Origin of the sequence: Spirillospora sp. NPDC049652, from assembly GCF_040675125.1 — a bacterium.
Taxonomy (GTDB): Bacteria; Actinomycetota; Actinomycetes; order Streptosporangiales; family Streptosporangiaceae; genus Spirillospora.
Window position 1 is genome coordinate 1 of the sequence record NZ_JBFAOF010000293.1, and the last position, 7,652, is coordinate 7,652.

Consider the following 7,652-nt stretch of genomic DNA (forward strand, 5'->3'; position numbering starts at 1 on the left):
TCCTGCGGGGCCCGCTGAACACCGTGGGGCGGCTCCGGCCCGGGGCGCCCCGTCTGCCCGCCCGGCCCCAGGGGCGGGGGGGCCCTTCCGCATGTCGTGACCCTCACCTGGCCGCTCCCGGCCCGTCACCGCCGGGGGCCTTGCCGCGGCGGCGGTTCGGAGGGTCAATCGGGTCATGTCGAAGCGCACTCGCAAGCGTCGGAGCCGCAAGCGGAGCAAGGCGAACAAGGGCCGCCGCCCCTGCGCCCGCCACTGACCGGCTCGTTCCCGGCCGCCTCTTCACCGGCCGGTCCGCCACCGGCCAGCGGCCCGTCGGGGTGCGGCCGTCCGGTGCGGAGCAGCGGCGCGCCCGCGACCAGCGCGGCCGCCGCCAGGGCGGCGCTCAGCCACACCGGGGACCGGTAGCCGAGGCCGCCGTCCACCGCCAGCCCGCCGAGCAGCGGGCCGACGGCCGCGCCCACGTTGAGCGCGGCCGTGGCGAACGCGCCCGCCATGGTCGGCGCGTCCGCCGCCGCGTACAGGGCGCGGGCGATCAGCGTCGAGCCGACGCCGAACCCGAGCGCGCCCTGGACGAACACGAGCACGGCGACGGCCGCCGGGACGTCCGCGAACGCCGCGAGCGCGGCCCATCCGGCGGCCAGCGCGACGCCCCCGGCGGCGAGGACGGTCCGGGGCCGGGTGTCGGCGAGCCGTCCGGACGCGGTGACCCCGGCGAACGAGCCGAGCCCGAACACCGCCAGCAGCGCCGGGACCCAGCCGTCCCTGAACCCGGCGACGTCGGTGGCCAGCGGCGCGAGGTAGGTGAAGGCGCAGAACGTCGCGCCGTTCACCAGCGCCCCCACGCCGAGGACGAGCAGCACGCCGGGACGGCGCAGCACCCGCAGCTCCGGCCGGACGCCCGTCCCCCGGGACGGCTCGTCCGGCACGGACGTCATGATCGCGACGAGGGCGGGCGCGGAGACCAGCGCCACGGCCCAGAAGGCCGCGCGCCACCCCCACAGGTCGCCGAGGAGCGCACCGGCGGGGACGCCCGCGACGCACGCGAGGGTGACGCCGCCGAGCAGCGTCGCGGTGGCGCGGCCCTTGGCGTCCGGCCGGGCCATGGCGACGGCCGCCGCGACGGCGACCGCGAGGAACCCGGCGTTCGCGAGCGCCGCGATCACACGCGTCACCAGCAGCAGGGTGAAACTGGAGGTCAGCGCCCCGGCCACGTGGACGGCCAGGAACGCGGAGAGGAACACGAGCAGGGCCCGGCGGCGCGGCCACCGCCGGGCGAGCGCCGCCATCAGCGGCGCGCCGACGATCATCCCGGCGGCGAACGCCGAGGTGAGGGTGCCGGCGGTCCCGACCGGGACGCCGGTGTCGCGGGCGAGGTCCGGGAGGAGCCCGGACAGCATGAACTCGGACGTCCCCTGGGCGAACACGGCCAGCGCGAGGACGTAAAGGGCGAACGGCACGACGACTCCGTCATGAGGGCATGCGGGAACGGAAGCGGAGCGGCCGTGGGAGACGGCCACCGCGAGGGAGCCCGCGCGGGACGGAAGGCGAGTCCGCGGAAACGCGGAAAGGAGACGCCGCCGGGACGCGGGCGAGCAGAGCGCGCTCTACGCGGTGGTCAGGAGGACGGTGCGGTCACGCTGGTCAGAGCAGCGGACGAACCGGTCGACGAGAGCAGGCCACCGCGTGCGGTGGCCGGCGTCTGGACGCCTCGGGAGAGGACATGCGGCCCACCCTACGCGAGCCGTTCGAGCAGGGCGACCTCGGACTCGTCCAGTTCCAGGCGGAGGGCGGCCATGTTCTGCTCCAGGTGGGTCAGCGACGCGGTGCCGGGGATCTGCACCAGCGTGGGGGAGCGCGCGAGGCCCCACGCCAGCGCGACCTGGTGGACCGTCGCGCCGTGCCGCCGGGCGACCTTCCGCAATTCGGGGTCGGTGAACGGCGCCCGCCCGCCGCCTAGCGGCGTACGCGCCACATAGGCCACGCCCGCGGCGGCGCATTCGTCCACGAGGTCCGCGTCGCTCTGGTCGTGCACGCCGAACCGGTTCTGGACGGCCGTGACCGGCGCGATCGTCCGGGCCTCGGCGAACTGGGCGCGGGTGGCGTCCGCGAGCCCGAGGTCCCGGACGAGCCCCTCGTCCCGCAGCTTCGCCAGCTCCGCGAACCGCTCGCCCGCCGCCTCGTCCGGACGCCCCGCCTGGAGGTGGACGAGGTGCAGGGCGTCCAGGCCCAGTTCGGTGAGGTTCTGCTCGACGGCCGCGCGGACGTCCTGACCGGGACCGACCTTCGTCGCGAGCGTCAGCCCGTCAGGGTAGGGGCGGAGCGCGCGGCGCAGGATCTCGTTGGCGCGGCTGCTCCCGCGCGTGTAGAACGCGGCGGTGTCGATGTGCGTCACGCCCAGCTCGACGGCCCGCCGCGCGACCGCGACGGCCGTCGTGTGGTCCACCGCGAGCCGTCCCGGAATCCCCGGCAGCCGCATCGCTCCGAACCCCAGCCGCCCGTCGCCCCCGCGCCGGAATCCGCCCCCCATGGCAGACATTCTCCCAGCATGGTGGCCGGACCGCCGCGCCGTCCACCCGTTCGGACGCCCCGCCCCGCCCCGTGCACCGCCACGCGGCTACCCGACCGTGACGGGGACGGTGGCGGCGCGGTCGATGTCCCCGGTGCGGTACAGGTGCTCGGGAATCCCCGCGAGCCGGGACGGATGGACCTGCTCGCCGAGGCCGTAGAACTTCTGGAAACTCATGATCAGGGGACGCCAGCGGTCGGGGTCGATGCGGTCCGGGTGGCCGTCCATGACGATGGACGGGTGGACGCGGACGCGCTGCACCCGCACCTCGAAGACCGTGCCCCAGCCGCCCAGGTCGGCGGCGATCTCGCGGGAGTTCTCCAGGACGGCCTCCATGGTCACCGGGCACTCGGCGACGCGCGGCGGCCGGACGGTCTCGGACGGCGCCGGGGTCAGTCCGGACACGCCGAACTTGTCGCGGACGTGCCGGTAGCCGCGCTCGGCCTTGCCGGGCGAGACGGGGTCGGATCCGGTCGTCAGGGCCAGCCGGTCCACGGCGCCGACCTGGTCGGTGGACGGGAGGTTGATCGTGCACTCGCCGGTCGCCAAGAGGTTGCGGGCCGTCTGGGAACTGGTGCCCATGCCGAGGACGCACCGCCAGCCCAGCCAGAACGCGGAGGACATCGGCGCGAGGTTGGGGTGGCCGTCGCGGTCGGCGGTGCCGAGGAGGACGACCGGGGTGCCGAAGTACAGGATGCCCGGTTCGATGCCGATGTGTTCCATGCGTCCAGGGTCGCGGGAGGCCCGGCCGGGACGCTGGCGACAATCCGACGTCACGTTCGGAGGCGTCCACGCGTCGCCGGCTTCGTGCGGGCGCGGCGCGGGGGTCAGCGTACGCGGAAGACGGGGACTCCGGGGGCGATGGCGATGAGCTGCTCGTCTGTGGCGTTCTTGGTCAGGCCGTCCATGAGGGCGGAGACCTCCCATGCCCACTTGTCCATGTAGGCGCGGATGACCGGGAGCTTGTCGGCGTCGTCCAGTTCGGTGACGGTGATGTCCTCGACCTTGCGGCCGAGGCGGAGCTGGCCGCCGCCCGCGACGCGGATGTTGCGCACCCACTGGGTCCGGCCGCGCGGGCTGATCAGGTAGCGCTCACCGTCGAGGGTCAGCGGGTTCACGGGGTTGGTGCGCCACTCGCCGGAGGTCCGGCCGCGCACGGCCAGCTCGCGGGAGCCCATGAGGCTGATGCCGTGGTGGGCGAGCCGGCCGACGAACCGGTTGAAGACGAGGACGAAGCGGCCGCCGGGAGGCACGAGCCGGTTCCGCACGTCCGCCTGCGCGCCGGTCTGGGCGCCGGTGGGGGCGGTGGCCTGCTGCTTCAGGTCGTTCATCGGGACTCCCTCGGCTTGGAGAGCAGTGCTCTCGACTAGGAGCATCATGCTCCTCCCCGCGCCACGACGTCAAGAGCGGTGCTCTCGAAATTGTCCGGCGCTCTGTTCCCGTGCCAGACTGGGGGCATGAACGCGAGCCGAACCGCACGAGAACGGGCCAGGGCGGAACTCACCAGGGAGATCAAGGAGGAGGCGCGGCGGCAGCTGGCCGCGTCCGGCGCGCAGGGCCTCTCGCTGCGCGCGGTCTCGCGCGAGCTGGGCATGGTCTCGTCCGCGCTGTACCGGTACTTCCCGAGCCGGGACGAGCTGCTCACCGCGCTGATCGTGGACGCCTACGACGCGGTCGGCGAGCGCGCGGAGCGGGCCGACCGGGAGGCCGCGGGACGCGGGTTCCGGGCGCGCTGGCGGGCCGTCTGCGACGCGCTGCGCGACTGGGCGGCCCGGCACCCGCACGAGTACGCGCTGATCTACGGCTCGCCGGTGCCCGGCTACGCCGCGCCCGAGGACACGGTCGCCCCCGCCACCCGCTTCCCGTTCGTCCTGTTGGGCATCGCGCAGGACGCCGCGAAGGCCGGGGAGCTGGACGTGCGGGCCCCCGAGCCGGCCCCGGCGCTCGCGGGGCAGCTCCAGACGATCATCGACGCCGCCGCGCCGGACGTCCCGCCCGTCGCGATGGCCCGTCTCGCCGCGCACTGGTCGCAGCTCACCGGTCTGATCAGCTTCGAGCTGTTCGGCCAGTTCGCCAACACCCTCGACCCGGCCGACGACTTCTTCGCCTACGCCGTCGACCGGATGGCCGACGACCTGGGCTTCCCCGCCTAGGCGGGCGCCGCGGACGGGGCCGTCCCGTCGGACGGCCCCGTCCGGCGGAGGCTGACGCGGTACCGGAAGTCGGTGTAGGGCGGGCCGAGCATGGACGGGCGGGACGTGCCGTCCGCGGTGAGACCGTGGCGTTCGTAGAAGGCGCGGGCGCGGGCGTTCTCGTCCAGCACCCAGAGCACCATCTCCGGGACGTGCGGCGGGACGGCCTCGATCGTCCGGCGGAGCAGGGCCGTCCCGATGCCGCGCCGCCAGCTGGCCGGGCCCAGGTACATCATGTACAGCTCCCACGCGCGCTCGGGGCGCAGGTCGGCGTCGTGGGGCGGTCCGGAGGCGGCGAACCCGGCGACCTCGCCGTCCACCTCGGCGACCAGGACGGTGACGCCGGAGCCGGGCGCGATCCGCTCCCGCCAGCCGCCGACGCGCTGGGTCCAGTGCAGGGCGTCGAGCTCGGCCTCCGGCAGCACGCCGCGGAAGGCGAGCTGCCAGGCGGCGACGTGCACTCTCGCGATGGGCTCCGCGTCCTCGGGGGTGGCGTGGCGCACGATCATGCGAACGATCATGCCCGATCGACGTCCGCCGCCGTAAGCGGTTCGGGGGTCAGCGCACGCCGCGGGGACGGAACTGGACGCTGATCCGCGGCCCGAGCGGACGGGCCGACTTCGGGACGGCGTGCTCCCACGTCCGCTGGCAACTGCCACCCATGACGATCAGGTCGCCGTGCCCGATGTCGTACCGCAGCGTCGGGCCGCCCCCGCCCGCCGGGCGCAGCAGTAGCGGACGGGGCGTGCCGAGCGAGACGATCGCGACCATCGTGTCCTCGCTGCGGCCGCGTCCGACGCGGTCGCCGTGCCAGGCGACGCTGTCGTGCTCGTCCCGGTACAGGCAGAGGCCCGCCGTGCGGAACGGCTCGCCGAGCTCGTCCCGGTAGTGCGCGCTGAGCAGGTCGCGCGCCTCGTCCAGGACCGGGTCGGGCAGCGGGTCGGTCTCGCCGTAGAACGCCAGCAGGCGCGGCACGTCCACGACCCGCTCGTACATGCGCCGCCGCTCGGCCCGCCACGGGACGTCCGCCATCAGCCGCGTGAACAGCGCGTCCGCGCCCGCGAGCCAGCCCGGCCGCAGGTCGACCCAGGCCCCGTGCGCGAGCCGCGTCCGCCGGACCGACGCGCCGAGCTCACGCGGGCCGCCCTCGGTCCCGACGTCCAGCAGCGATCCCTGGAAGACACCGTCCATGCCGCCAGCTTATCGAACCTGTGTTCGATCATCGCCGCCGAGGGGGTGCGAGTGGGCCCGCCATGTTCGATCATGGATTGATGGACTCCGTACGGATCAGACCCATGACCTCGGACGACCTGTCCGCCGCGCACCATGTCTCGGCCGCCGCCTTCCTGGAGGTCCGCCGCCTGACCCGCCGCTGGAACGATCCGGAGCCCGTGCCGCCGGACGCGGAGACGACGCGGGTCTGGCTCGCGAAGATGGCCCACCTGCTCGCCGCCGACCCGGACGGCTGCCTGGTCGCCGAGGAGGACGGCGGGATCATCGGGTTCGCGGTCTCCCAGAACCGGGGCGGCCTCTGGTACCTGTCGGTCTACGCCGTCCAGCCCGGCATCCAGGCGAAGGGCGTCGGGAAGCGGCTGCTGGACGCCGCGCTCGCGCACGCGGACGGGCGGCCCGGCATGCTCTCGGCGAGCGCGCATCCGGGCGCGACCCGCCGCTACCGCCTGGCGGGCTTCACCCTGTACCCGCAGATGCGCATGACCGGCCGGGTGGACCGCTCCACCCTCCCCGCGCTCGACGGCCTCCGCGACGGCCGCCCCGACGACCTCGAATGGATGGACGGGCTGGACGAGCGCCTGCGCGGCGCCGGCCACGGCCCGGACCACCGGTACCTGAGGGAGAACACCCGGCTGGTCGTGTCCGCCGAACCGGACCGGCAGCCGGGTTATGTCTACATCGACACCGCCCGCGACCGCCCGGCGCTGCTGGCCGCCGCGAATCCCGAGACCGCCGCCAAGCTGCTGTGGGAGGCGCTCGCGCAGACGCAGGGGGAGACGCTCGTCGACTCCATCACCGTCCCGAACCACTGGGCGCTGGACGTGGGCCTCGCCGCGCGCCTGGACATCGGCCAGGAGGGCTACCTCGCCCTGCGCGGCATGGCCCCGCCCACTCCGTACCTGGCGGACGGCTACGTCCTCTGATCGGCCCCCAGCCGGGCGGCGAGGCGCGCGCGAAGCTCGCTGAGCCGGCCGATCTCCGCGTCCAGCGCCGCCAGCCGCGCGCTCGCCACCCCGCTGCCCGGCTCGCAAGACGCCCCGCCGCCCGCGCCGTCCCCGGCGGCGGACGCCCGCGCGGTCGGGCAGAGGGCGGGGCCCTCGCCGACCAGGACGCCGAGGCGGTCGGCGACCCGGGCCAGGTCCTCGACGGTCAGGCCGAGGGACAGCAGCTCCCGGACGACCCGGACGCGCTGCACGTCCCGTGGCGTGTACTCGCGCTGCCCGGACGCCGTGCGCACCGGCGGCGGCACCAGCAGGCCGCGCTCCTCGTAGAAGCGCAGGGCCCGCGGGGTGGTGCCCGCCGCCGCTGCCGCGTCACCGATCCGCATGGGCGCACCTCTCAGATCTCGACGACCACCGAGCCCAGGTGCCCGCCGGCCTGTAGCTCCTGCAACGCGCGGGGCGCGCTCTCGATGCCCTGGAACCGCGTGTGCGGGAAGACGATCCGGTCGGCGCGCAGCCACTCCCCGAAACGGCGGGTCCATTCGGCGCGGGTCTCCGGGTCCTGCGCGAGGACGCCGCGCACCGACGTCCGCTTGCGGATCAGCTCGAACAGGTCGAGTTCGACGGGCGCGGACGTGCCGGAGCCGCCCGGGGCGAGCTGTGTCGCGAGCGTCCCGACCAGCGCGACGCGCGCGTCCTGAGCCGACGCGCGGATCGCCG

10 protein-coding genes and 1 pseudogene are annotated in these 7,652 nt (G+C 75.1%); 3 read left to right on the forward strand and 8 right to left on the reverse strand.

Annotated features, from left to right (window positions below; translation table 11 throughout):
* Nucleotides 1–175: 175 nt before the first annotated feature.
* Nucleotides 176–256 carry a 50S ribosomal protein bL37 gene (locus AB0J52_RS19665; RefSeq protein ID WP_500183044.1) on the forward strand — a complete coding sequence of 27 codons (81 nt, stop codon included), beginning with the start codon at nucleotides 176–178 and terminating at the stop codon, nucleotides 254–256.
* A gap of 31 nt (nucleotides 257–287) precedes the next feature.
* Here AB0J52_RS19665 and AB0J52_RS19670 read toward each other — a convergent pair.
* From AB0J52_RS19670 to AB0J52_RS19685, 4 genes and pseudogenes are all read right to left on the reverse strand, one after another.
* Nucleotides 288–1,457: pseudogene (locus tag AB0J52_RS19670) on the reverse strand (Cmx/CmrA family chloramphenicol efflux MFS transporter); the annotation flags it as partial.
* 275 nt (nucleotides 1,458–1,732) lie between these two features.
* Nucleotides 1,733–2,527, reverse strand: coding sequence for an aldo/keto reductase (locus tag AB0J52_RS19675; RefSeq protein WP_500183035.1), 795 nt, complete (start codon nucleotides 2,525–2,527; stop codon nucleotides 1,733–1,735).
* An 87-nt stretch (nucleotides 2,528–2,614) separates the two neighbouring features.
* Nucleotides 2,615–3,289 carry a flavin reductase family protein gene (locus AB0J52_RS19680; RefSeq protein WP_500183036.1) on the reverse strand — a complete coding sequence of 225 codons (675 nt, stop codon included), beginning with the start codon at nucleotides 3,287–3,289 and terminating at the stop codon, nucleotides 2,615–2,617.
* Between the two features lie 104 nt (nucleotides 3,290–3,393).
* Nucleotides 3,394–3,897 carry a nitroreductase/quinone reductase family protein gene (locus tag AB0J52_RS19685; RefSeq protein ID WP_500183037.1) on the reverse strand — a complete coding sequence of 168 codons (504 nt, stop codon included), beginning with the start codon at nucleotides 3,895–3,897 and terminating at the stop codon, nucleotides 3,394–3,396.
* A gap of 126 nt (nucleotides 3,898–4,023) precedes the next feature.
* On the opposite strand from AB0J52_RS19685, the gene AB0J52_RS19690 reads away from it, so the two are divergent.
* Nucleotides 4,024–4,719: a TetR/AcrR family transcriptional regulator gene (locus AB0J52_RS19690; protein WP_500183038.1), complete on the forward strand. Its 696-nt coding sequence runs from the start codon at nucleotides 4,024–4,026 to the stop codon at nucleotides 4,717–4,719.
* Here AB0J52_RS19690 and AB0J52_RS19695 read toward each other — a convergent pair.
* Nucleotides 4,716–5,267 (reverse strand): GNAT family N-acetyltransferase, encoded by a 552-nt coding sequence (locus AB0J52_RS19695; RefSeq protein WP_500183039.1) that lies wholly within the window; start codon nucleotides 5,265–5,267, stop codon nucleotides 4,716–4,718. The two genes, AB0J52_RS19690 and AB0J52_RS19695, sit on opposite strands and share 4 nt — an antisense overlap.
* 49 nt (nucleotides 5,268–5,316) lie before the next feature.
* Nucleotides 5,317–5,949: an alpha-ketoglutarate-dependent dioxygenase AlkB gene (locus AB0J52_RS19700; RefSeq protein ID WP_500183040.1), complete on the reverse strand. Its 633-nt coding sequence runs from the start codon at nucleotides 5,947–5,949 to the stop codon at nucleotides 5,317–5,319.
* A gap of 104 nt (nucleotides 5,950–6,053) precedes the next feature.
* Between AB0J52_RS19700 and AB0J52_RS19705 the strand changes: the two genes are divergently transcribed.
* On the forward strand, nucleotides 6,054–6,914 hold the full coding sequence (locus tag AB0J52_RS19705; protein ID WP_500183041.1) for a GNAT family N-acetyltransferase: 861 nt from the start codon (nucleotides 6,054–6,056) through the stop codon (nucleotides 6,912–6,914).
* Here the strand turns inward: AB0J52_RS19705 and AB0J52_RS19710 are convergent.
* The gene (locus AB0J52_RS19710; RefSeq protein WP_500183042.1) at nucleotides 6,902–7,318 is read right to left on the reverse strand and encodes a MerR family transcriptional regulator; all 417 of its coding nucleotides are present in this window, start codon (nucleotides 7,316–7,318) and stop codon (nucleotides 6,902–6,904) included. The two genes, AB0J52_RS19705 and AB0J52_RS19710, sit on opposite strands and share 13 nt — an antisense overlap.
* 11 nt (nucleotides 7,319–7,329) lie before the next feature.
* The coding region (locus AB0J52_RS19715) for a hypothetical protein (RefSeq protein WP_500183043.1) at nucleotides 7,330–7,652 on the reverse strand (323 nt) is incomplete at its 5' end.